The organism is Microbacterium maritypicum (genome assembly GCF_041529975.1).
Lineage (GTDB): Bacteria > Actinomycetota > Actinomycetes > Actinomycetales > Microbacteriaceae > Microbacterium.
In genome coordinates this window covers 755,967-778,240 of sequence record NZ_CP168030.1, presented here as the reverse complement: position 1 = coordinate 778,240, position 22,274 = coordinate 755,967, and the positions used below count along the sequence as shown (strand labels likewise).

At 69.3% G+C, this 22,274-nt stretch carries 19 protein-coding genes, 1 tRNA gene and 1 pseudogene; 13 read left to right on the top strand and 8 right to left on the bottom strand.

All coding sequences use genetic code 11. From position 1 onward, the window contains the following. Positions 1 to 46: 46 nt before the first annotated feature. From ACCO44_RS03720 to ACCO44_RS03690, 7 genes are all read left to right on the top strand, one after another. Positions 47 to 1,147, top strand: coding sequence for a fatty acid desaturase (locus ACCO44_RS03720; RefSeq protein WP_372468427.1), 1,101 nt, complete (start codon positions 47 to 49; stop codon positions 1,145 to 1,147). Between the two features lie 83 nt (positions 1,148 to 1,230). Beyond that, on the top strand, positions 1,231 to 2,178 hold the full coding sequence (locus ACCO44_RS03715) for an ABC transporter ATP-binding protein (protein WP_372468426.1): 948 nt from the start codon (positions 1,231 to 1,233) through the stop codon (positions 2,176 to 2,178). Continuing rightward, entirely contained in the window at positions 2,165 to 2,932 is a 768-nt protein-coding gene (locus tag ACCO44_RS03710; protein WP_372468425.1) for an ABC transporter permease, read from the top strand. The genes ACCO44_RS03715 and ACCO44_RS03710 overlap by 14 nt, the downstream gene beginning before the upstream one ends. Then, complete coding sequence (locus ACCO44_RS03705; protein ID WP_372468424.1) at positions 2,929 to 3,603, top strand: TetR/AcrR family transcriptional regulator; 675 nt, start codon at positions 2,929 to 2,931, stop codon at positions 3,601 to 3,603. The genes ACCO44_RS03710 and ACCO44_RS03705 overlap by 4 nt, the downstream gene beginning before the upstream one ends. Positions 3,604 to 3,656: 53 nt before the next feature. Beyond that, positions 3,657 to 5,924, top strand: a complete 2,268-nt coding sequence (locus ACCO44_RS03700; RefSeq protein WP_372468423.1) for an FtsX-like permease family protein — start codon at positions 3,657 to 3,659, stop codon at positions 5,922 to 5,924. A 5-nt stretch (positions 5,925 to 5,929) separates the two neighbouring features. Next, on the top strand, positions 5,930 to 6,628 hold the full coding sequence (locus tag ACCO44_RS03695) for an ABC transporter ATP-binding protein (protein WP_372468422.1): 699 nt from the start codon (positions 5,930 to 5,932) through the stop codon (positions 6,626 to 6,628). 55 nt (positions 6,629 to 6,683) lie between these two features. Next, a complete protein-coding gene (locus ACCO44_RS03690) occupies positions 6,684 to 7,280 on the top strand; it encodes a DUF1349 domain-containing protein (RefSeq protein ID WP_372468421.1) in 597 nt (198 codons plus the stop codon). Between the two features lie 163 nt (positions 7,281 to 7,443). On the opposite strand, the gene ACCO44_RS03685 is transcribed toward ACCO44_RS03690, so the two are convergent. Next, the gene (locus tag ACCO44_RS03685; protein ID WP_029263794.1) at positions 7,444 to 8,229 is read right to left on the bottom strand and encodes a helix-turn-helix domain-containing protein; all 786 of its coding nucleotides are present in this window, start codon (positions 8,227 to 8,229) and stop codon (positions 7,444 to 7,446) included. A gap of 130 nt (positions 8,230 to 8,359) precedes the next feature. Between ACCO44_RS03685 and ACCO44_RS03680 the strand changes: the two genes are divergently transcribed. Further along, positions 8,360 to 8,713, top strand: a complete 354-nt coding sequence (locus tag ACCO44_RS03680; protein WP_029263793.1) for a nuclear transport factor 2 family protein — start codon at positions 8,360 to 8,362, stop codon at positions 8,711 to 8,713. Between the two features lie 593 nt (positions 8,714 to 9,306). On the opposite strand, the pseudogene ACCO44_RS03675 reads toward ACCO44_RS03680, so the two are convergent. Next, positions 9,307 to 9,777 (bottom strand): annotated as a pseudogene (locus ACCO44_RS03675) (VanZ family protein); the annotation flags it as partial. Positions 9,778 to 10,135: 358 nt separating this feature from the next. Between ACCO44_RS03675 and ACCO44_RS03670 the strand changes: the two are divergent. The 3 genes from ACCO44_RS03670 (at position 10,136) to hrpB (ending at position 14,918) form a co-directional block, all read left to right on the top strand. After that, on the top strand, positions 10,136 to 10,564 hold the full coding sequence (locus ACCO44_RS03670; RefSeq protein WP_029263791.1) for a MarR family winged helix-turn-helix transcriptional regulator: 429 nt from the start codon (positions 10,136 to 10,138) through the stop codon (positions 10,562 to 10,564). Positions 10,565 to 10,676: 112 nt separating this feature from the next. Continuing rightward, positions 10,677 to 12,278 carry an SPFH domain-containing protein gene (locus ACCO44_RS03665; RefSeq protein ID WP_372468420.1) on the top strand — a complete coding sequence of 534 codons (1,602 nt, stop codon included), beginning with the start codon at positions 10,677 to 10,679 and terminating at the stop codon, positions 12,276 to 12,278. Positions 12,279 to 12,362: 84 nt separating this feature from the next. Next, on the top strand, positions 12,363 to 14,918 hold the full coding sequence (gene hrpB, locus ACCO44_RS03660) for an ATP-dependent helicase HrpB (RefSeq protein WP_372468418.1): 2,556 nt from the start codon (positions 12,363 to 12,365) through the stop codon (positions 14,916 to 14,918). A gap of 19 nt (positions 14,919 to 14,937) precedes the next feature. Here hrpB and ACCO44_RS03655 read toward each other — a convergent pair whose 3' ends face one another. The 4 genes from ACCO44_RS03655 to ACCO44_RS03640 all read right to left on the bottom strand — a co-directional run bounded on the left by ACCO44_RS03655 (position 14,938) and on the right by ACCO44_RS03640 (position 18,823). After that, the gene (locus tag ACCO44_RS03655) at positions 14,938 to 15,672 is read right to left on the bottom strand and encodes an ABC transporter permease (RefSeq protein WP_372468416.1); all 735 of its coding nucleotides are present in this window, start codon (positions 15,670 to 15,672) and stop codon (positions 14,938 to 14,940) included. Continuing rightward, positions 15,669 to 16,451: an ABC transporter ATP-binding protein gene (locus tag ACCO44_RS03650; RefSeq protein ID WP_372468414.1), complete on the bottom strand. Its 783-nt coding sequence runs from the start codon at positions 16,449 to 16,451 to the stop codon at positions 15,669 to 15,671. Before ACCO44_RS03650 ends, ACCO44_RS03655 begins: the two co-directional genes overlap by 4 nt. A 50-nt stretch (positions 16,452 to 16,501) precedes the next feature. Further along, positions 16,502 to 17,257 carry an AAA family ATPase gene (locus tag ACCO44_RS03645; RefSeq protein ID WP_372468412.1) on the bottom strand — a complete coding sequence of 252 codons (756 nt, stop codon included), beginning with the start codon at positions 17,255 to 17,257 and terminating at the stop codon, positions 16,502 to 16,504. Between the two features lie 69 nt (positions 17,258 to 17,326). After that, positions 17,327 to 18,823 carry an L-serine ammonia-lyase, iron-sulfur-dependent, subunit alpha gene (locus ACCO44_RS03640; protein WP_372468411.1) on the bottom strand — a complete coding sequence of 499 codons (1,497 nt, stop codon included), beginning with the start codon at positions 18,821 to 18,823 and terminating at the stop codon, positions 17,327 to 17,329. A gap of 125 nt (positions 18,824 to 18,948) precedes the next feature. On the opposite strand from ACCO44_RS03640, the gene ACCO44_RS03635 reads away from it, so the two are divergent. Then, positions 18,949 to 19,230 (top strand): hypothetical protein, encoded by a 282-nt coding sequence (locus ACCO44_RS03635; protein WP_372468410.1) that lies wholly within the window; start codon positions 18,949 to 18,951, stop codon positions 19,228 to 19,230. A gap of 94 nt (positions 19,231 to 19,324) precedes the next feature. Here ACCO44_RS03635 and ACCO44_RS03630 read toward each other — a convergent pair whose 3' ends face one another. Then, entirely contained in the window at positions 19,325 to 21,055 is a 1,731-nt protein-coding gene (locus ACCO44_RS03630) for an L-aspartate oxidase (RefSeq protein WP_372468408.1), read from the bottom strand. A gap of 71 nt (positions 21,056 to 21,126) precedes the next feature. Between ACCO44_RS03630 and ACCO44_RS03625 the strand changes: the two genes are divergently transcribed. Then, on the top strand, positions 21,127 to 22,062 hold the full coding sequence (locus ACCO44_RS03625) for a LysR family transcriptional regulator (RefSeq protein ID WP_105711079.1): 936 nt from the start codon (positions 21,127 to 21,129) through the stop codon (positions 22,060 to 22,062). 114 nt (positions 22,063 to 22,176) lie between these two features. On the opposite strand, the gene ACCO44_RS03620 is transcribed toward ACCO44_RS03625, so the two are convergent. Next, positions 22,177 to 22,249, bottom strand: a tRNA-Arg gene (locus tag ACCO44_RS03620). Positions 22,250 to 22,274 lie beyond the last annotated feature (25 nt).

Below are 22,274 nucleotides of genomic sequence, written 5' to 3'. Positions count from 1 at the left end.
TCGCAGAACGCGCCGCCGCAGAGGTCGGCGTGGAGAAGAGGTCATCATGGACGGCATCCGTCCGACCATCCGCACTCGCCCGCCCGACGGCGCTCCACGCACATCGAGCGCGTTCACCGAACTCGCGCAGCAGGTCCGCGGACGCGGACTGCTCCACCGTCGGTACGGCTACTACTGGACCAAGCTCATCGCCGCGCCGCTCGTCCTGGGCGTCTGCCTCCTCGCCTTCGTCTGGATCGGCGACACCTGGTGGCAGCTGTTCACAGCCGCCGTTCTGGCGATCGTGTTCACGCAGATCGCCTTCCTCGGGCACGACGCGGCACATCGGCAGATCTTCGTGTCCGGGCGCTGGAACGACTGGATCAGCCTGATCCTCGGCGACCTCCTCGTCGGCATGAGTTACGGGTGGTGGCAGCACAAGCACACCCGCCATCACGCGAACCCGAACAAGCTGGGGTCCGACCCCGACATCGAGCTCCCGGTCATCGCCGTCTCCCCCGAGGCCGCAGCCCGGCACAACGGACCGGTCATCACCTGGCTGCGCGGACACCAGGGGGTGCTGTTCTTCCCGATCCTGCTACTGGAGGGTCTGTCGCTGCACGCCTCGAGCGTGCGGCGCATGTTCGCGCGCGGGCGACTGGAGCGGCGGTGGGCGGAGATCGCCTTCCTGAGCATCCGCATGATCGGCTACCTGGTGCTGGTGTTCCTCGTGCTCTCCCCCGGCATCGCGTTCGTCTTCCTGGCGGTGCAGCTGGGGCTGTTCGGCTTCTACATGGGCATCGCCTTCGCGCCCAATCACAAGGGGATGCCGGTCGTGCCGAGGGAGTTGACCCTCGACTTCCTCCGCCGGCAGGTGCTGATGAGTCGCAACGTCCGCGGCAGCCGCTTCCTCGACATCGCGATGGGCGGCCTGAACTATCAGGTCGAGCACCACCTGTTCCCGTCGATGCCGCGCCCACACCTTCGGCGCGCCGCACCCCTCATCGCCGAGTACTGCCGGGCCCACGGAGTGCCCTACACCCAGGTGGGCCTCTTCGCCTCGTACGCGATCGTGGTGCGCTACATCAACCGCGTCGGACTCGGCGAGCGCGACGTGTTCGCCTGCCCGCTCGTGGAGCAGCGCAGTCTCGGGGCGGCGGTCGGGTGATTCGCTGACCCTGCGCGCGTTCGACGCGTCCGCTCCCACCCCTTCGTCAGTTAGTCTACGATGTAGATCTACGAAGGGGAATCATGAGCGACACACGATTGCGGTTGAGCGGCATCCGGCGATCCTTCGGCGAGCGCGCGGTGCTCTCCGGCGTCGATCTCGCTCTGCCGGCGGGTCAGATCCTGGGCCTCCTCGGACCCAACGGCGCGGGCAAGTCGACCCTGATCGCCATCGCCAACGGGTCGCTGGCACCCGATTCCGGGTCGGTCACCGTCGGCGGCATCGACCTCGCCTCCCGCCGGGATGCCGCCGCCGCCGTGATCGGCAGCGCGCCGCAACGTCTCGGTATCTACCCCTCCCTCACCGTGCGCGAGAACGTCGCGGGGTTCGCTCGCCTTCACGGCGTGCGCGGGCGTGAGCTGCGCGCACGATGCGCGGAGGTGATCGAGGGGCTGGGGCTGACGAAGAGCACCGGCATCCGCGCCGATCAGCTCAGCGGCGGCCAACAGCGCCGACTGCACCTCGCGATGGCGCTCACCCACAGCCCGCGCCTGTTGTTCCTCGACGAGCCGACCGTCGGTGCCGACGTGGAGTCGCGCCAGCAGATCCTCGACCTGGTGCGCCGCATCGCCGACGACGGAGCATCCGTGCTCTACACCACCCACTACCTCACCGAGCTCGAGCAGCTCCCGTCACGGCTCACTCTCCTGCACGACGGTGTGCTGCGAGATCTCGGAGACGTCAGCGAGGTGGTGAGGTCGCAGGGCGACGGCGTGCGCGTGCGCCTGCAGCCGAATACTCAGCCGCCGGCCGGTTGGGTGCGCGAGGGCGACTGGCTCGTGAGCGGATCGACGGGCACCAGCGCGGGTGAGCTGCTCGCCGAGCTGATCGCGCGTCTCGGCGTGAGCGCGAGCGCGATCATCGATGTGCGGTTCCCTGGCCCGACCCTCGAAAGCGCGTACGTGCGCCTGCTCCACGAGCAGGAGACGCCGACACTCGACGACGCGGAGGTGCACGGTGTTGCGGCATAGTCTCGCGGTCGCAGCGATCGACGCACGGATCCTGTGGCGCGACCCGTCTCCGGTCGTCGTCATGACGGTGATCCCGCTCGTGTTCGTCCCGTTCTTCGTTCCCGGTGCGCGGGGGCAGCTCGCCGCCGCCGGTTACGCCTCCGCGTCCGGTGTCGAGTACGCCGTCCCCGGCCTGGCCGTGCTGTTCGCCCTCCTGTGCGTCCAGCAGGTCGTCACGGCGTTCTTCCGTGATCATCAGTGGGGCACGTGGGACCGGCTGCGGACATCACCGGCCCGCAGCGTCGACCTCCTCCTCGGCAAGTCATTGACGGCATTCGCCGCGCAGTTGCTGCAGTTCGTCGCGGTGCTCCTCGGCGGCGCGCTCCTCTTCGGATACCGCCCCAACGGCTCCGTACTCGGACTGGTCCTGGTGCTCGTGGCGTTCTCGGCGGCGATGATCGGCTTCGGACTGCTCCTGGTGTCGGCATCCCGATCCCTCGAGCTCGCACTGGTCATCGGCAACGTGCTCGCCATGCTCATGGCGGGGATCGGCGGCGCGTTCGGGCCGGTCGAGTCGCTGCCGACCTGGATGCAGACCATCGCTCCGGCGTCGCCCGCATACTGGGCACTGCAGGCCATGCGGTCGCTCACCCTGGATCATGCTGGAGCGCTCGACACGCTCGGCCCGTCGATGGCACTCTTCGGCTTCGCTGCGGGCTTCGTCCTGCTCGCCGTCGCACTGCTCGCCCTGCGCAGGCGGAAAGGAATCTCATGATGACACCTCGACCGGAGCGGATCTCCCGCGCCGACGTACTGTCGGCAGCGCTCGAGTTGATCGACGCCGACGGTCTGGATCAGCTCACCATGCGCCGCCTGGGCACCGCGCTCGGGGCGGACCCGATGACCGCCTATCGGCACTTCGCCGGGAAGTCGGACCTCGCCGCCGCGCTCGCCGACGAGTTCTGGACAGGACTCTCGCTTCCCTCCACCTCCGGGGTGCCCGATTGGCGCGCCTACGCGCACGAACTGATGCGGGCCATCCGCACCGAGCTCGCCGCGCATTCCGGACTCATCCCGATCGTCGCGACGCACCCGATCACCTCCCCCGCGGCGCTCGCCGTGGCCGACGAGGCCATCGGCATCCTGCTCGACCTCGGGGCTCCGGTCGATCCGGCCCTCGGCGACCTCGTCAACGTGCTCGTGATGATCACCGTCGCCTCGGCGATGGGAGAGTTCAGCGCTCCCGCGGGGTCGGAGTCCACCGCTGCGGAGACGACCGAGACCGAGGACGAGCACGACGACACCGAGGCAGCACTGCTGTCGCAGCTGCCCCACCTCGGCCGGATCATCGCCGCGGGGTGGGCCCCGTCGGCCGAACGGCAGTTCGAGGCGGGCATCGGCGCCATCCTGCACGGCTGGCCGTTCGCCCTCCCCCCGACATCGTGACGACGGCCTCGACCGCGTGGCGGATGGCATTCGCACGCATCCGTGGGAATCCCGTGAGCAGCGTCTCGCTGATCCTGCTGATGGCGATCAGCTCCGCCACCGCCGGCGCGGGTGTCGCCACCCTCGTCTCGACGATCGGGGCGACGGAGCGGCTCTTCGCGCTCGCGGAAGCGCCGGACGCCGTGCAGATGCAGGTCGGTCCGCTGGAGACCTCATCGCTGGATTCCTTCGCCGCGACGCACCAGGACATCGTCGACGACCACCAGGTGCAGGATGCGCTCCAGCTCGACAACCAGGACCTTCGGATGCACGGGATGACGGATGCCGCGCGCGACGGTGTGATGGACCTCCTGCTGGTCACCCAGAGCCCTCGATTCGACTTCCTGCTCGGACCCGACGGCACGCCGACGAACGTCCGCGACGGCGAGATCGCCGTGCCCGGCTACTACGCCGACGCCTACGACCTCGCGCGCGGTGACACGGTCGAGATCGCCGTGCAGGGTGACGTGCAGACGTTCACGGTCGCCGACACCGTCAGCGACGCCCAGATGGGGCCGAGTCTGGTCAACTCGAAGCGGTTCGTGGTGTCCGAAAGGGATTGGAACGACCTTGCCGAACGGCTCCCCGTGGAGCACATCCTCACCTTCCGCCTGGTCGACGACGCAGGAGATCGATTCGCGGAGGCCTACCGTCTGGCCGGACTCCCGGCCAACGGTGCGGCCGTCGACGGGAGCCTGCTGCGTCTGATCGCCGCGCTGACCGACGGTCTGGTCGCCATCCTCACCATCCTGGTGAGCATCGTCCTGCTCGCCATCACGCTGCTGTGCCTGCGGATCATGGTCCTCACCGCCCTCGAACAGGACGCCCGTCGGATCGGTGTGATGCGGGCGATCGGCTTCTCGCACCGCGAGGTCTCCTCGACCCTGCTTCTCGGATACGCCGTGCAGTCGGGTGTCGCGGTGCTGGTCGCCCTGCTCCTGGTCTTCCCTGCATCCGCGCTTCTGCGGGGCGGCGACGTCGTCCTTTCGAGCGGGCACGGCAGCACCGGGACGATCGTGATGCTGCTGGCCGTCGTGCTCGCATCCGCGATCCCGACCGCGCTCGCGGCGCAGCTGCTGCGCCGGGTGCGGCGCATCAGCCCGCTGCTCGCTCTGACCAGGCCCGGGGTGTCGGCGCAGACCCGACGTCGTCCGCGTGCGCTGCGATGGGATCTTCCGATTCCTATCAGCATCCGCCTCGCCGCACGCGGCCTCACCACGCGGGGCACCACCGCCGTGCTGCTGATCGTCATGGTCGGCTTCGCGGTCGCGCTGGCGGCCCTGCCCCAGCGCGTGACCCAGACGATCGCGGCGCCCGACTTCATCACCACCATGGGCGTCGGCCAGAGCGACCTCCGTGCCTTCGTCCGCGAGGGTGCGGAAGCCGGCGCGGGCGACGCGCTCGAGCGCTCTCTGCGCGATGACCCCGACATCGCGCGGTTCGCGAAGGTGACCAGTTTCCGGGTCGCGCTCATCGGCGCTGACCACACCGATGACGTCGCCCTGGAAGTGGGCGACACCTCGGCCTTCCCCCTCGCCTATGCCCGTGGCGAAGCGCCCGCAGGGCCCGGGGAGCTGGCGCTGTCGACCCTCGCTGCGCAGACGGCCGGAGTGGATGTCGGCCAGTCCGTCCAGGTGGACTCGGCCGATTCGACCCATCGATACCGCATCACGGGCCTGTATCACGACATCACCAACGGTGGCCGATCGGGGAAAGCCGTCGAGCTGCCCGGTGGTGACGGCATCCCCCTGTGGCAGACGTTCATGGTCGACCTCCGAGACGGCGTCGACCAGGGCGGGAAAGCCTCGGCGCTCGCGCTCGACCACCCGTCGGCGTCGTTCACCGAGCTGGACCGGTTCGTCCACTACACGCTGGGCGACACGGTCGAGCGTCTGAAGACGGCGTCGATGATCGCCTGGGCAGCCGCTGCCGTGGTGATGCTCTTGGTGTTCGCTCTCCGCGGGCGACTCGAGGCGACGCGCGACGAGTCCGATCTGCGTCTGCTGCGGCTCCTCGGATGGTCTCGCGGCGAACTGCGCACGATCGCCCTGTTCCGGGCGACGGGCGTCGCCGGGGCGGGTCTTCTCCTCGGGTGGATCGCGACGGAGTCGCTCGGGCCGGGGGTTCTCGGTGCCACACTCTCCTCGTTCGGCGGAGGCGCCACCGACCTCGTCGCAGCCAACGGCTGGAGCCTGATCACCGGCCCCGTGGTGGCGGCTGCCGCCGTGGTCGGCGGCCTCATCGCCTCAGCCCACAGCCCCGCACTCCTCAACGAAAGCTGACCGACATGCCCCCATCGCCCGCACTCATCACGGCGCGCGCAGTCACCCGACGCTTCGAATCGGCCGCCGGCGACTTCACGACCGTGCTCGAGGGGATCGACCTCGACGTCGCCGAAGGCGACTACCTGGCTCTCACCGGCCCCAGCGGCTCCGGCAAGACGACTCTGCTCTCGTGCCTGAGCGGCCTGGACCAGCCGTCGTCGGGGTCGGTATGCATCGGCGACGACGATCTCTCCGCGCTCGACGACAAGGCCCTCGCACACATCCGTCGCACCACGCTCGGGTTCGTATTCCAGCGCACCGACCTCCTCGACGAGCTGGCGGTGATCGACAACATCCTGCTCCCGGCGGTGCGACGACGCGGCCGGGTCTCCGCAGACACCCTGGCGAATACCGCACAGCTCATGGATCGGCTCGGGATCGGACACCTCGGCGCCCGCGCACCGCACGAACTCTCCGGCGGCCAGCGGCAGCGGGTCGGCATCTGCCGCGCACTCGTGAATCGTCCGCCGATCCTCATCGCGGACGAGCCGACCGGTGCCCTGCACCGGGAGGCCACGGACGACGTGCTCGACGTGATCGATGAGCTGAACGCGTCAGGCATGACCATCATCGTCGTCACGCACGACGATGTGGTCGCTCAGCGGGCGCGGTCCCGCCGTCATCTCGTCGACGGCCGGATGCTCGACGCCGTTCCCGTCTAGACGACCCCACACCCACACCCACACCCACACCGGAATGACACGGAGGAGAACGACCATGCGGATACCTGCCCTGCCGACGCTCGAATGGACCAACGGCGAACTGGATGCGAGCTACGACGGCGACACCGGCGAGCTCACCCTCCATGCGGCACCGGGAGGAGATTGGACCAACGCCTCGCTCGGCGGCCCCGCTCAGCACCGCGCGAGCTTGCTGGGCTTTCGGACCGATGGCGACTTCACGCTGAGTGCCAGGGTTCGCGTCGTCGGGGAGCGGACGACGTTCGACGCCGCCGTGCTGGGGCTGTGGTGCGATGAGCAGTACTGGGCCAAGCTCTGCTTCGAGTATTCGCCCGACGGGCGGGCGATGGTCGTCAGCGTCGTGACCAACGAGTTCTCCGACGACTGCAACTCCACGGTCGTCGAGAGCGACTTCGTGTATCTCCGCGTCTCCCGCGTCGGAGACGCGTTCGCCTTCCACGCCTCCGACGACGGCGACCGGTGGGAGTTCGTCAGAGTGTTCCGCCTGAAGACCGACCTCCCCGTGACGGTGGGCTTCATGTCGCAGGCGCCGATGGGAGAGGACTGTGACTCGCGCTTCGACCGGATCCGGTTCTCGGCGGGAGCTCCGGCCGACCTGCGCGACGGCTCCTGAGGCCGGGCGCGATGTACGGCCAGCACGGCGACTTGTTCGGCACCACGACCTCCTCATCGACGAACGCACTGTGGCGTCAGCGCGATTCCGCACAGATCGTCTGACCGAGCATCTCTGCTCCGGCGTCCTTGAGCAGGCCCCCTCGGCAGTCGTTCGTCCGATCTCACGATGGCTGTCGGTGGCGCAAGCAGCGTGCTGTGGCATCGTCGGCGGGATAGAACGACTCGATACGCAGTTCGTCGATGGTGATGTCGAGCGCAGACTCCACGGCCGCGGACATGCTGAAAAAGCGCAGGTCCTCGCCCGCGACCTCGAGCTCGAGCGGGATGACGACATCCGTGACCGCCGGCCGCCCTACGTCGTCGCCGGGGTAGGCCGCGACCTCCTCCGCCAGGCGACGGAGGCGGGAGTCGCCGGTGCGGTCGGCGCGAGCGCAGACCTGACCGATGAGGTGGGTTCGCCATTGACCGAGGTTGCGGATCCGGGGCGCGAGACCCTCCGGGTGCAGCGACAACCGTACGGCGTTGACGGGAGGCTCGAGGAGGTGCAGTGCGCATCCCTCGAGCAGCACGTCCGTCGCGGCGTTGCGGTCCATAACGTCCCACCAGCGGTCAAGCACCAGCGCTGGGTACTGCGCATGGGCGTCGAGGAGTTGTCGCAACGCCGAGCTGACAGAACGGAGTTCCGGGGCGTTCATCGCCCGCTCGGGATGTGCGGGCGCAAACCCGGCACTGAGGAGCAGCTGGTTGCGCTCGCGCAGCGGTATGTCGAGGTGTGCAGAGAGTCGATCGAGCATTTCTCGCGTGGGCTTGGACCTCCCGGTCTCGACGAAGCTGAGGTGTCGGGTCGAGACGTGTGCACGGGCTGAGAGCTCCAGCTGGCTGAGCCGTCTCCGCTCGCGCCAGCCGCGCAAGAGCACCCCGACGTCGCCGGCATGGATCACGGTCATGACTCTCGACCCTAGCCAACAGTCGTGGTTCGACCCATGACCTCCGAGGTAATCGACGCGACTACCCCTCCGCGCCCAACATGGCTTCACCGCGGCGGCTCCGCTGCGGCCGATACCGAAAGGCCCCGATATGACCCCCATCACCGACTTGTATCTGCAGACCTGGAACGCCTCGGACGCGAACGCTCGTGACCGCCTCCTCGCCGAGCATTGGACGGAAGGCGCCACATACACGGACCCTCTGGTCGATGTCGGTGGACGAGACCAGATCTCGGCCACGATCGGCGCCGTGCGGGAACAGTTCCCGGGGTTCGTGTTCACGCTCGTCGGCGAACCTGACGCACATCACGGCCTCACCCGCTTTCAGTGGGGGCTTGGCCCCGCAGGAGCCGAACCGCTCGTAGTCGGCTTCGACGTCGTCGTCGGCGACGGCCAGGGCCGTATCCACCAGGTCCTCGGATTCCTCGACAAGGTACCCGCCTAACCTCATCACCGCGCACGCGGAGCGGGAGAGGGCTCCGCGTGCGCGGCCAGCTCGGGAAAGCCTGTCCTGCACTTTGACTCGTCACTGTTATCAGGTTGATAATGTTCTCAAGATGACCCCATTCGCAGTAGCAAGGAGCACACGATGACCGACATCACATGCGACCGAGCGGGAGTGCACGTGCAGTTCCCCGGTTGGGAGGCCACGATGACGGGCTTGCCTCAGCTACTGATACCGAGGTCGGCGATCCGCGATGTGTCCACCGAACAGGGGTGGACCTCAGAGATACTCGGGGTGAGATCCGGCCTCGTCGTCTCCGGTTACCGCAAGCTGGGGACTTTCAGGCACCCTTCAGGGGTGCGGCGACTGGTCTCGATGAAGCGCGGGCACCGCTTGCTGCGGATCGCCGTCGACCGAGCCACGATCGGGTTCGACGAGATCCTTCTGAGTACCGACGATGCAGAATCGATCGCCGCAGAGATCCGAGCAGCCGTGCACCCATGAGCGCCTGACGTCCACACCACCCGGTCGGAAACGCGAGGCGGACCATCTCGGTGCCGACGGTCTGGCTGGGCTTTCCGGCACTTCGAGGATCAGACCGGCTGGCTACTCACGCGCGCACGCGTCGGCCACCGAAACCGTTGGACGAATCCGGCGATCGTCTTCGAGCGCGTCGCGAGGACGAACAGTCCGTACCCGATGATCCCGCCCAGGATGTTCGTCAGCCAGTCATTGATGTCCGCGAGGTGTCCGCTGAGGGCGAGCCGCGAGGCGGCCATCTGCGTCAGCTCGATGGCGAGGCTCGCACCGGCGACGACGATCTCGAGGCGGAGTTCCTGCCTTGAGTGCCACCGCTTCTTGTTGAGCACGTTCTTCTGCAGGAGCGCGAAGAACGACTCCATCGCGGCGTTGTCCGCGCAGGCTCCGACGCGGCCCATCGATCCCGTGATCCCGCTCTGGGAGTAGCCGACGATCCGGTTCGAGTGGACGTCTTTGATCGCGCAGAGATACAGCTTGCCATCATCGGTCCAGTGCTCGGTGATGTCGGCGAGCCACAGTTGGTTCAGCGGCCGGTTCGTGGACCAGCGGGAACATCATTTGGGGAGTGGTGACGCCTGCGACAGATACGCGGCCGCCCAGCGAAGAATCTCGTACCGACGTCGGCTTCCACGGAACTATGACCAACGCGGAGTTCGGTCGTGGGCAACACCTCGGACATGAGCTGGGACGCCTGCTCCGCCACGAAACTTTTCCGTGACCAAACCGTTGCATTCGTTATCTCGCCGTTATACAGTGATCACACGGTGAATGTTTGCTGTGGCATACACCGCATGTGATTGCAGGACACTCTTGGTGCAAGGGACAAGGGCCGGTCGGGAGCCTCTCCGACCGGCCCTTTACTGTTCCCACTATTCTGTGAACATGACCGATCGCAAGCTCGCCCTGGAGGCCTGGGAGAGCCTGTTCCGCGCGCAGCACGAGTTGTTCACCGAGATGATGTCGGACTTCGAGCACAGCGACCTGGGTCAGGCCGAGTACGACGTGCTGCTCACCGTCACCCGCTCCCCCGGCATGACCGCGCGGCTGCGCGACATCACCGCGAACATGCTGATCAGCCAGCCGAGCGTCTCGCGCCTGGTCGACCGCATGGTCACGCGCGGGCTCGTGGCCAAGTGCGCCGACCCCGACGACGGACGCGGTGCGCTGATCCGCGCGACGGATGAAGGGGCCCGGGCGTTCCGCTCCCTCGCCACCGTGCACGGGCGCTCGATCGCCGACCGCATGTCGCGCCTCGGCGATGACGAGCTGCGCACGCTGCGCGACCTCGCGGAGAAGCTCCGCACCCGCTGACCCGCTGCCGCGAGAACGGCCCGCTTCCGTTTCTGGCAGGGTGGGGTGCGTACGCCCGCTGTGTCGCGGGCACGTCAGACCGCCCCCTCGGGGGGAACCAGGGAGGTCATCCATGGAGTTCGCCGGAATCGTCGGCATCCTCGTCATCGTCGGTATCGCAGTCGTCGTCGCCGTCGTCCTGCTGCTCATCCTGCTGCTGTTCGCACGCAGCTGGATCAAGGTCGCCCGAGCCGACGAGGCCCTCGTCATCTCGGGCCGCAAGCAGAAGGTGCAGACCGCGGTCATCGCGACCGACGGGTCGAGCCGCTCCGAGATGTCGGAGTCGCCCGTCACCGTCATCGTCAACGGCAAGTCGCTCGTCAACCCGATCACGCAGCGCCATGAGATCATCTCGCTGCGCTCGCGCCAGGTCTCGCTCAACGCCGAGGCGCAGTCGCTCGACAGCGTGACCCTGAACGTCGACGGTGTCGCGATCGTGAAGATCGGCTCCGACCCCATCCTGGTGCGCCGTGCCGCCGAGCGCTTCGCCTCGCAGGACAAGGCCATCGAGCAGTTCACCACCGAACAGCTCGAAGGTGCCCTCCGTGGAATCGTCGCGACCCTGTCGGTCGTCGAGCTGATGCGCGAGCGGAAGAAGTTCTCCGACCAGATCGCCGCCGACGTCTCGCAGGAGCTCGCCGAGCAGGGCCTCATCCTGGACTCGTTCCAGATCAAGGGCATCACCGACAAGGTCGGCTACATCCAGTCGCTCGGCGCTCCCGAGATCCAGGCGAAGCGTCAGTCCGCCGAGATCTCGCAGACCAACGCCGACCGCGCGATCAACCAGAAGAACATCGCGAACCAGGAAGCCAACCTGATCGAGCAGACCGCGCTCGACACGAACACCGCCAACTCGAACGCCGGCATCGGTCGCGCGCGCGCCGAGGCGGAGCAGGCCGAGAACCTCGCCCGCGAGCAGGCGCAGCAGGCCGTGCTGCAGCAGCAGGCCGAGAACAAGCAGGCCCAGCTCGACGCCGACGTCAAGCGCGTCGCCGACGCGCAGCGGTACGAGGCCGAGACCCGCGCCCAGGCCGAGCTCTACACGCGCGAGCGGGCGGCCGAGGCCGCCGCGATCGAGCAGGTCAAGCAGGCCGAGGCTCGCACCCGCATCGCCGAGCAGCAGGCAGAGGCCGACAAGGCCCGCGCCGCCGGTGAGGCCGCGGCTGCCGTCGCGAGCGCCACCGGTGAGGCCGACGCGCTGCGCTCGAAGGCCGAGGCCGAGGCTCACGCCCGACGCCTGCAGGCTGCTGCCGAAGCCGAGGCGATCCGCGCCGAGGGTGACGCGCGCGCCGCAGCTCTCGAGGCCGAGGCCAAGGCCATCGCCTCGAACCAGGACGCCTTCCTCTCGCAGCGCGTGCTCGAGGTGCTGCCGTCGATCATGGCCGAGTTCTCGAAGGGGTACGCGGCGATCGGCAACGTGTCGATCATCGGCGGCTCGGGCCAGGACGGCGCATCCGACGTCGTCGGTGCCGACAACGCCAAGGCCCTGGCCTCGGTGTTCGAGAGCGTCCACTCGGCCACCGGACTCGACCTCGCCGGCATCATCCAGGGGCAGGCCGTCGGCCGCGGCTTCGGAGCCGGTGTCGCGGAAGCTACGCCTGCCGCGCCCGCACCGCGCGTCTCGACGCCGAACACCCCGCCGCCGCCCGCACCGCCGGCTCCGGCAGCGGAGTAAACACACCTTCACGACAGCGGATGCCGCGACCTCTCCGGTCGCGGCATCCGCTGTTTCGACTCCCCGACCGGGCAGACTGGACGGATGACGTCCGCCGCCTTCGACCTCGCCGCCATCGGCGCGGGGCTCTCGTTCGCGGCCGCGCTCGACGAGCTGTCAGCGGCGCTCGATGCGAGCGGATCGGTGGTCGTCACCGCCCCACCCGGCACGGGCAAGACCACCCTCGTGCCCCCGCTCCTCGCTTCGCGGAGCACCGGTCGCGTGATCATCACCCAGCCCCGCCGCGTCGCCGCCCGCGCGGCCGCCCGACGCCTCGCCCACCTCGACGGGTCCCCCCTCGGTTCACGCGTGGGATTCACCGTCCGCGGCGAGCGCTCGGCAGGACCCGAGACGCAGGTCGAGTTCGTCACGGCCGGAGTCCTGCTTCGACGGATGCTCGACGACCCGGGACTCGACGGTGTGGATGCCGTGATCCTCGACGAGGTGCACGAACGCGCGCTCGAGACCGACCTCCTGATCGGGCTGCTCTCGGAGGTGCGCGAGCTTCGGGATGACCTGGTGGTGATCGCCATGTCCGCGACCCTCGACGCGGCGCGGATCGCCGCCGTCATCGGCACGGACGACTCCCCCGCGCCGATCGTCGACCACGATGTCCCCGCCTTCCCCCTCACCGTGCAGTGGGCTCCGAGCCCCGTCCCCCGCCTCGACGAGCGCGGCGTCACCTGGGGCTTCCTCGATCACGTCGCGGCCGTCACAGCATCCGCGGCCGTGGACCTGGTGCGCGAAGACCCGAAAGCCGACGTGCTGGTCTTCGCGCCAGGGGCTCGTGAGGTGTCGGAGATCGCCCGCCGCGTCCGCGCTGCGAGCGATGCCTTCGACGTGCGGGAACTGCACGGCCAGATCCCGCCGGCCGAGCAGGATGCCGTGATCCGTGGCCGCACGCCGACGGACCTTCCGCGCATCATCGTCACGACTTCTCTCGCCGAGTCGTCGCTCACCGTGCCGGGGGTGCGCCTCGTCGTGGACAGCTGCCTGTCGCGGCATCCGCAGCGCGACGCCGGCCGCGGTATGACGGGCCTCGTCACCACCGCCGCATCGCGCTCGTCGTGCGTGCAGCGTGCGGGGCGCGGCACCCGTCAGGGCCCCGGCATGGTCATCCGCTGCGTCGACGAGCGCACCTACGCGGCGGCCCCCGCTCGTCCCGTGCCCGAGATCGCGGTGATCGACCTCGCGGATGCCGCGCTGCTTCTCGCCTGCTGGGGTGCCCCGGGCGGCATCGGACTGCGGATGATCGACCCGCTGCCCGCCGAGAACCTGGCCGATGCGATCACGGTGCTTCGGGCTCTCGGCGCGATCGATGACGACGGTCGCGCCACCGCGGAGGGCCGCGTCCTCGCACGGATTCCGACCGATCCTCGACTCGCCCGCGCACTTCGCGACGGCAGCCCGGTCGTCGGAAGCCGACTCGCGGCCGAGGTCGTCGCGCTGGTGGGCGGCGAGCTGCGCATCTCGGATGCCGACATCGCGCAGGCGCTCATCGCGCTGCGAGGCGGTCGGAACCCGGACGCCCGCCGATGGCGCGACGATGCGAACCGCCTCGAACGCATGGTCCGGGAGACGCCGGGCATCCGCTCGGACCTCGACGGAGTGGGCCTCGTGATCGCGCTGGCGTTCCCCGAGCGCATCGCGCATCGCGTCGAGCGCACTGCCGAAGGAGCGACATTCCTGCTGGCCTCCGGAACCCGGGCCGGGGTGCGGGGTCCGCTCGCAGCGGTGGAGTGGATCGCCGTCGCCGACGTCGCGCGCGCCACCGCGCGCGCCGCGGCCGGGTCCGGCGCGATCATCCGGTCGGCCGCTGTGCTCACCGAAGCGCAGATGGAGCAGGCGGCGAGCCACCTGATGACCGACCGCGTCGAGGCGGAATTCGTCGGAGGCCGCGTCCAGGCCCGACGCGAGCGGCGCATCGGCGCCATCCTGCGGTCCTCGGCGCCCGTGAAGGCGTCGGCACAGGAGGGCCGCGACGCCGTGCGCCGGGCGCTCCGCCGCGACGGGCTCGGTATGTTCACCTGGTCCGACACCGCAGACGCGCTGCGCCGGCGACTCGCACTGTTGCGACGAGAGCTCGGCGATCCGTGGCCCGATGTCTCGGATGCCGGGCTGGTCGACTCCCTCGACGTGTGGCTCGCGCCCGAGCTCGATCGCCTCGCGTCCGGCACCCCCGCAGCACGGCTGGATCTCTCGTCACCGCTTCGGCGCCTACTGCCGTGGCCCGATGCCGTGCGCCTCGATGAGCTCGCGCCGGAGCGCCTCGAGGTGCCCAGCGGATCCCGCGTCCGGATCACCTACCCGGAACCGGACGGTGACCCGCACGCACGGCCGGTCGTCGCCGTGAAGCTGCAGGAGTGCTTCGGGTGGGCCGAGACTCCGCGCCTCGTCGATGGGCGGGTGCCGGTGCTGTTCCACCTGCTGTCCCCCGCGGGGCGTCCGCTCGCGGTCACCGACGACCTCGCCTCGTTCTGGTCCGGTCCCTACAGCCAGGTGCGCGCCGAGATGCGCGGCCGCTACCCCCGGCATCCGTGGCCCGAAGACCCGTGGGCCGCCGTGCCGACCAAGCACACGAAGAACCGCGCGGCGCGCTGAGCTGCGACCGGAGCCGAACTCAGCGCGTGCGCCGCCGCAGCGTCAGCGACGCGAGCACGAGGGCACCCGCGGCGAAGGCCACCACGATCAGCAGCGGACCGAACACTTCCCAGCCCTCGTCCCCCGCGGCCACCGCGTTGATCGTGTCGATCGCGTAGCTGAGCGGGAGCCAGTCCGAGATGGCGTAGAGGACATCCGGCATCTGGTCGCGGGGCATGAACAGGCCGCCGAGGATGATCTGCGGGAACACCAGCAGCGGCATGAACTGCACCGCCTGGAACTCGGTCTGGGCGAACGCGCTGGCGAGGAGCCCGAGTGCCGTGCCGAGCAGCGCATCGACGACCGCGACCAGGCCGAGCTGCCACAGCGGCCCGTCGACATCGAGGCCGCACACCCCGACCGCGAACGACACCGTGATCACCGCCTGCAGCAGGGCCATCAGCCCGAACGCGAGCGCATAGCCGAGGATGAAGTCGGCCTTCTCGAGGGGTGTGGTCATCAGACGCTCGAGGGTTCCCGAACGGCGCTCGCGCAGGGTGGTGATCGACGTGATGAGGAACATCACGATGAACGGGAACAGCGCCAGGATCGCCCCGCCGAACTGGTCGAAGACGCCCTCCTGGTCGCTGAACAGCCAGGCGAAGAGACCGACCAGCAGGCTCGGCGCGACGAGCATCAGGGCGATCGACCGCGGATCGTGCCGCAGCTGGGCGAGCACGCGCCCGGCGGTGGCGAGCATCCGGCGGCCGTTCATCCTCCGGCCCCCTCTCGGTGCTCGCTGGCTTCTCGCCGCGAACGAGGGACGTCGGTATCGCCGTTGCGGTCCCGCTCGATCAGTGTCAGGAACGCGGACTCGGCATCGGTCGCGCCGGTGTCGGCCAGGAGCGACGACGGGGTGGTGTCGGCGATGATCCGCCCCTCCCGCATCAGCAGCAGCCGGTCGCAGCGCACCGCCTCGTCCATCACGTGGCTCGACACGATGAGGGTCACGCCGCGGTCCGCCAGGCCTCGGAACAATGCCCACAGCTCGGCGCGCAGCACGGGGTCGAGTCCGACCGTCGGCTCGTCGAGCACGACCAGCTCGGGGGAGCCGATGAGCGCGACCGCGAGCGACACCCGCGTCGCCTGGCCGCCGCTGAGCGCGTCGACGCGCTGCCCCGCCTGGGCCCGCAGCCCGACTTCGTCGATCACCCTGTCCACATCGCCCTTCGGCGCATTGAGCAGCGAGGCGAAGTACGAGAGGTTCTGGCGCACGCTGAGGTCGCCATAGACCGCAGCGCCCTGTGTGCCGTAGGCCACGCGGTGGCGGAGCTGCCGGGATCCGCCCGGCTCGCCGAGGACGGTGACATCACCCCCGGCGATCCGCTGCACACCGACGATCGAGCGCATCAGGGTGGTCTTTCCGCATCCCGACGGCCCGAGCAGTCCCGTGATCTGTCCACGCGGGATCGTGAAGTCGATCCCGTCGAAGACCTGCACTGCCCCGCGATGCACGCGCAGGTGCGCGATCTCGACGGCCGAGTCATTCATCATGTGATGAATTATGCGCCTGCGCCTCGAGCACGCAGAAGGGGCGGCCTTCCTCAGTCGAGCAGGTGGCGGAGGTAGCGTGTCGGATGCTCGAGGAACGAGCGCCAGTGGTTCACGATCTCGAGGTCGCCCCACTCGGCGGGACGGATTCCCCACTCCCCTACTTCGAGGATCTTCGCACCGGGCAGCGCCGCGAGCACCGGGGAATGTGTCGCGCACAGCACCTGCCCACCATCGTCGGCGATGCGCCGCAGCACCGCGATGAGCGCCAGAGTCGAGTTGAACGACAGGGCGGCCTCCGGCTCGTCGAGGCAGTAGAAGCCCGGCTCGTCGAAGCGGCTCTCCAACAGCGCGAGGAACGACTCGCCGTGGCTCATCTCGTGGAACGGCACATCGGCGCCGGCGGTCGACGGGTTGTCTTCGAGGTAGGTGTAGAACGAGTGCATCGTCTCGGCCCGTAGGAAGAAGCCCCAGCGGTTGGCTCCCACGCCGCGCTGCAGCCGGATCCACTCCGACAACGGGGACTCGGTCGCTCGGGTGCTGTGCCGCGCCTGACGCGAACCGCCCTCGGGCGAGAGGCCGTAGGCGAGTGCGACGCCTTCGACCAGGGTCGACTTGCCACTGCCGTTCTCGCCCACGAGGAACGTCACCCCGGGGTCGAGATCGATCCCCTCCCGCAGCACCTGGGCGACCGCGGGAATGCTCGTCGGCCACTCCCCATCCGGCGTCGGGGCGTCGTCGTTCGGGCGCACCGCGACGACCGGCTGCTGCCGCCGTCGGCGAGAGCTCGGCTCCCAGAACGCCTCCATCGTGCTCCCTCCGCGTGGTGTCTCGTGGAGGCTACCGGCATCCGCGGACACGGCGTCGCGCGGGCGCGATCAGCACTCGATGACGTTGACCGCGAGGCCGCCCTCGCTGGTCTCCTTGTACTTGGTCGACATGTCGGCACCCGTCTGGCGCATCGTCTCGACGACCGCATCCAGTGAGACATAGTGGCTGCCGTCGCCGCGCAGTGCGAGACGAGCCGCCGTGACCGCCGTCGACGCCGCGATCGCGTTGCGCTCGATGCACGGGATCTGCACGAGTCCGCCGATCGGGTCGCAGGTGAGCCCCAGGTGGTGCTCCATCGCGATCTCGGCGGCGTTCTCGATCTGACGGTTCGTGCCACCCATCACCGCGGTGAGGCCGCCGGCCGCCATGGCGCACGCGGAGCCGACCTCGGCCTGGCATCCGCCCTCGGCTCCGGAGATCGACGCGTTCGCCTTGAACAGCGACCCGAGGGCCGTTGCGGTGAGCAGGAAACGACGGATGCCGCGGCGACGGTTCGCCTCCGCGGTCTGCTCCTCGTCGAGGTCGCTGGCATTCTCCAGCGCCCGGACGTCCGGCTCGAAGCCCAGCAGCGCGCTGCCGACCAGCTCACCGTAGGGAGTCACGGCGTTGCCCGCGCCCAGGCCGGAATCGGCGAGGAACCGCCACCAGTACATGGCGACGGCGGGGAGGATGCCTGCGGCACCGTTCGTCGGTGCGGTCACGACCCGGCCGCCCGCCGCGTTCTCTTCGTTGACGGCCAGGGCGAAGGCGCCGAGCCATTCGCCCGGAAGCTCCCTATGGCCCTCGGCCTCGACCGCTTCGAGCTGTCCGCGGATCACCCCGGCCCGCCGCTTCACCTTGAGGATGCCAGGCAGCGTGCCGTCGGCGTGGAGGCCGGCATCGACGCACCCCGACATCGCATCCCAGATCGCGTCGAGCCCGGCCGCGACCTCCTCCTCGCCGCGCAGCGAGGTCTCGTTGAGCCGCGCGACCTCGGCGATCGACAGTTCGTTCTCGTCGCACAGGGCGAGCAGCGACGCGGCATCCGCATACGAATAGGGGAACCCCGCGGTCGTGAGTTTCGCGTCCTCTCCGTCCCGGCGGATGAAACCGCCGCCGACCGAGTAATAGGTCTCCTCGGCGACGACCTGCTCCGCGGCATCCCACGCGGTGATCGTCATGGCGTTCGGATGACCGGGCAGCCGGGTGCGCGGCGCGAAGACGATGTCATCCTTCGCGAACGGGACGTCATGGATGCCGTCGATCGACAGCGCGCCGCCCACGGGGAAGTCCGTCCAGGCGGATCTCACGTCGGCGGGGTCGCACGTCTCCGGCGCGAATCCGCGCAGACCGGCGACCACGGCATCCGGAGTCCCGTGCCCGATCCCGGTGGCACCGAGCGAGCCGTACAGCGTGCTGCCGACGCGCGCCACGCGCGGGAGGACGCCCGTCGCGGTGAGCCGTCGCGCGAAGTCGAGGGCGGCCCGCATCGGTCCGACCGTATGGGAGCTCGAAGGCCCCACTCCGATGGAGAAGAGGTCGAAGGCCGAGACGTACGCAGTCACCCCTCCAGGCTACGCCGCATCGGCGCCTTCGGTTCACCCCGGTTAACTCGGCGCCGCGTCAAGCCCCTTCAGCAACACGTGCTTCCGAGGCATCGTGATCGGACGACACCATGAAAGGGGCCATCATGACGAACAACACTCCCGGACAGGATCCCGCCGAGGCGCAGACGCCCACGCCCACCCCGGCCTCCGACACGAGCGCGGGCGAGGCGACCACACCCGCCGAGGCCGAATCGCCCGAAGACGCCGACCCGAGCGAGGTGCCGAGCACCGAAGACCTCGAAGAGCCGAGCACCGAGAAGGACCCGGGCGAGGAGCCCCAGGCTCCGAAGCGCGAAGAACCCGAGCCCGACCACGAGGCCGTGGGGATCGGGGTCGTCGACACGGAAGAGCCGCAGGCCGGCTGAGCAACTCGCTGAAGCCCCGGATCACCGCCGAGACCCCGCCCTGCAGACATCAGCAGGGCGGGGGTCTCGGCGCGGACGCGGGGTCTCGGGCGACCTACTCGACGAGCTTGCCCGCGGTGTCGACCTCGCGCATGAGTTCGGCGATCTCGGGCGAGACCTCCGGGATCTCCTCGCGGGTGACGCCCGCGGTCGGCGACCACACCAGGTTCACGTGCAGGGTCGGGTCGGTGTCGGGGAAGTCGCTGCGGTTGTGGCATCCGCGCGTCTCCCGGCGCTCCAGCGCGGCCGCGAGCGTGGCACGAGCGGCGAGCGCCGAGGCCTTGAGGTCGAACGCGTGCGCGAGGTCCTGGAAACCGGCGATGTCGGGGTGGATTCCCACGTCCTCCATGCGCCCCTCGATCATGTCGAGGTCGGCGAGGCCGGCACGCAGCCCGTCTTCCGAACGGACGACGCCTGCGTACTCGGTCATGAGGTTGCGGATGGCGCGCTGCAGGGCGCGCACGTTCTCGCGCCCCTCCGCGGCGAGCAGGTCGTCGATCTCGGCCCGTGCTGCCGCGACGGCCGTCGCCGACCGGCGCTGCGCGTCGAGCCCGGCCGCGTGCTCCATCGCGGCCTGCCCGACGATGCGCCCGTAGACCAGCAGCTCGATGAGCGAGTTGCCGCCGAGCCGGTTCGCGCCGTGCAGTCCACTGGAGGCCTCGCCGATCGCGTAGAGCCCCTCGACGTCGGTCTGGTGGTCCTCCGGACGAACCCAGACCCCACCCATCGAGTAGTGCGCGGTGGGGGCGATCTCGATCGGGTCGGTCGTGATGTCGAGCATCTGCAGCTCCATCATCGTCTGGTAGACGCGCGGCAGCCGGGTCATGATCGTCTCGCGCGGCAGGTGCGACACGTCGAGCCAGACGCCGCCGTTCTCGGTGCCGCGTCCTTCCTTGATCTCGGTGTACGCGGCGAGCGCGACACGGTCGCGGGTCGATAGCTCCATGCGCTCCGGGTCGTACTTCTCCATGAACCGCTCACCGAGGGCGTTGCGGAGGATGCCCCCCTCCCCGCGTGCGGCCTCGGAGATCAGGGTGCCGGCGGCGTTCTCCGGTTCGATGATGCCCGACGGGTGGAACTGCACGAGCTCCGGGTCGCGCAGGCGCGCTCCGGCGTCGACCGCGAGACGGAAGGAGTCGCCCGTGTTCTCGTCGCGACGCGACGAGGTGCGGCGCCAGATGCGGTTGTGGCCGCCGGCGGCGAGGATCACGGCATCCGCGTGGATCAGGTAGCGGGTGCCGTCGGCCTGATCGAAGCCGTAGGCGCCGAACACGACGTTGTCGCGCACGAGCAGACGGGTGATGTAGACGTGGTCGAGGATCGGGACCTCGAGCTGCTCGGCCTTTCGCACGAGCGTGCGCTGGATCTCGAGGCCGGTGTAGTCACCGGCGAAGGCGGTGCGGCGGAAGGTGTGTGCGCCGAAGAACCGCTGCGAGATGCGGCCGTCGTCTTCGCGGGCGAAGTCCATGCCCCACCGCTCGAGGTCGCGGATGCCGCGCTCGGCGCCCTGGGTGACGATCTCGACCGTGTGCGGGTTGGCGAGCAGGTAGCTCTCCTTGATGGTGTCGGCCGCGTGCTGCTGCCAGCTGTCCTCGGCGTCCATGGTGCCGAGTGCCGCGTTGATGCCGCCGGCCGCGAGGGAAGTGTGCGCATCCTGACGCGGGCGCTTGCCGACGGCGAGGACATCGACTCCGTGTTCAGCGATCTCGATCGCTGCGCGCAGACCGGAGCCACCGGTGCCGATGACGAGGACAGTGGTGGATATCTGACGTTCGGGGGTAGACATACGCTTCACGCTAGTTAGGAGACCCTAATAACTCCAATGCATAGTTTGACTGGAAACCATGCGGGTAGGCTATGACCATGAACCTCGAGCAGCTCCGCGGGTTCGTCGAGGTCGCACGCCTCGGACATTTCACCCGCGCCTCCGAGCACCTACACCTGGCACAGCCGTCGCTGAGCCGACAGATCTCCACCCTCGAACGCGAGCTCGGCGCCGAACTGTTCCACCGCGCACGCGGCCACATCGCACTCACCGCCGCGGGAGAGACGCTCCTCCCCCGTGCACAGCGCATGCTCGCCGAAGCCGACGCCATCCGCGATGAGATGGGCGAGCTGGCCGGTCTTCGCCGTGGACGCGTACGGCTGGGCGCGCCGCCCACGCTCTGCATCAGCCTCGTCGCCGAGGCGATCAGCGTGTTCCACGCCAGCCATCCGGGCGTCGATCTGCATCTGACCGAGAGCGGCTCCCGACGGCTCGTCGAGCAGTTGGCCGTCGGCGCCGTCGACATCGCCCTCATCACCGAATCCGACGGTCCACCACCGTCGGGCTTCAGCCTCACGCGCATGCCACTGCTCGCCGAAGAGCTCGTCGTCATCTCCGCCGCGACAGAGCCACCGGTCTCGACCATGCCCGCGATGAGCCTCTCCCACCTGGCCACCCTCCCGCTGATCGCTCTCGACGAGACGTACGAGCTGCGAGCGACCACCGACGCCGCCTTCCGCGCCGAGGGCCTGGTGCCCACTCACGTGCTCGAGGGAGCCGAGATGGATGCCGTGCTGCGCTTCGTCGAACGCGGTGTCGGCGTCGCGGTGGTCCCGGCGATGGTGCTGCTCGATCGCCCCGCGCTGCGGTCGGTTCGACTGACGCACCCGATGATGACCCGCACCGTGAGCCTCGCCCACCGTGCCGACGTCACCCCCGCGGTCGCGGTCGCGGCGATCCGCGAGGTCATCGTCGCCACCGCCGCGGAGGTCGCCCGCCGCGACCCCGCGATCACGAGCCTGCTCTGACGCTGCCTGCGGTCAACCGAGAGCGCACCATCAGTCGTCGCGACGCAGCGGCCCGGATATAGCAGAATCCCCGCCGCTTTCGCGACGGGGATTCTGTACTGTCTCAACACAGTGTGCGCCCGAAGGGACTCGAACCCCTAACCTTCTGATCCGTAGTCAGATGCTCTATCCATTGAGCTACGGGCGCCCAGCCCGCTCAGCGGGCCGTGGAA

Coding starts and splice junctions, on each gene's coding strand:
- ACCO44_RS03720 (WP_372468427.1), top strand. CDS start 47: ATGGACGGCATCCGTCCGACCATCCGCACTCGCCCGCCCGACGGCGCT.
- ACCO44_RS03715 (WP_372468426.1), top strand. CDS start 1,231: ATGAGCGACACACGATTGCGGTTGAGCGGCATCCGGCGATCCTTCGGC.
- ACCO44_RS03705 (WP_372468424.1), top strand. CDS start 2,929: ATGATGACACCTCGACCGGAGCGGATCTCCCGCGCCGACGTACTGTCG.
- ACCO44_RS03695 (WP_372468422.1), top strand. CDS start 5,930: ATGCCCCCATCGCCCGCACTCATCACGGCGCGCGCAGTCACCCGACGC.
- ACCO44_RS03690 (WP_372468421.1), top strand. CDS start 6,684: ATGCGGATACCTGCCCTGCCGACGCTCGAATGGACCAACGGCGAACTG.
- ACCO44_RS03685 (WP_029263794.1), bottom strand. CDS start 8,229: ATGACCGTGATCCATGCCGGCGACGTCGGGGTGCTCTTGCGCGGCTGG.
- ACCO44_RS03680 (WP_029263793.1), top strand. CDS start 8,360: ATGACCCCCATCACCGACTTGTATCTGCAGACCTGGAACGCCTCGGAC.
- ACCO44_RS03670 (WP_029263791.1), top strand. CDS start 10,136: ATGACCGATCGCAAGCTCGCCCTGGAGGCCTGGGAGAGCCTGTTCCGC.
- ACCO44_RS03665 (WP_372468420.1), top strand. CDS start 10,677: ATGGAGTTCGCCGGAATCGTCGGCATCCTCGTCATCGTCGGTATCGCA.
- hrpB (WP_372468418.1), top strand. CDS start 12,363: ATGACGTCCGCCGCCTTCGACCTCGCCGCCATCGGCGCGGGGCTCTCG.
- ACCO44_RS03655 (WP_372468416.1), bottom strand. CDS start 15,672: ATGAACGGCCGCCGGATGCTCGCCACCGCCGGGCGCGTGCTCGCCCAG.
- ACCO44_RS03650 (WP_372468414.1), bottom strand. CDS start 16,451: ATGATGAATGACTCGGCCGTCGAGATCGCGCACCTGCGCGTGCATCGC.
- ACCO44_RS03645 (WP_372468412.1), bottom strand. CDS start 17,257: ATGGAGGCGTTCTGGGAGCCGAGCTCTCGCCGACGGCGGCAGCAGCCG.
- ACCO44_RS03635 (WP_372468410.1), top strand. CDS start 18,949: ATGACGAACAACACTCCCGGACAGGATCCCGCCGAGGCGCAGACGCCC.
- ACCO44_RS03630 (WP_372468408.1), bottom strand. CDS start 21,055: ATGTCTACCCCCGAACGTCAGATATCCACCACTGTCCTCGTCATCGGC.
- ACCO44_RS03625 (WP_105711079.1), top strand. CDS start 21,127: ATGACCATGAACCTCGAGCAGCTCCGCGGGTTCGTCGAGGTCGCACGC.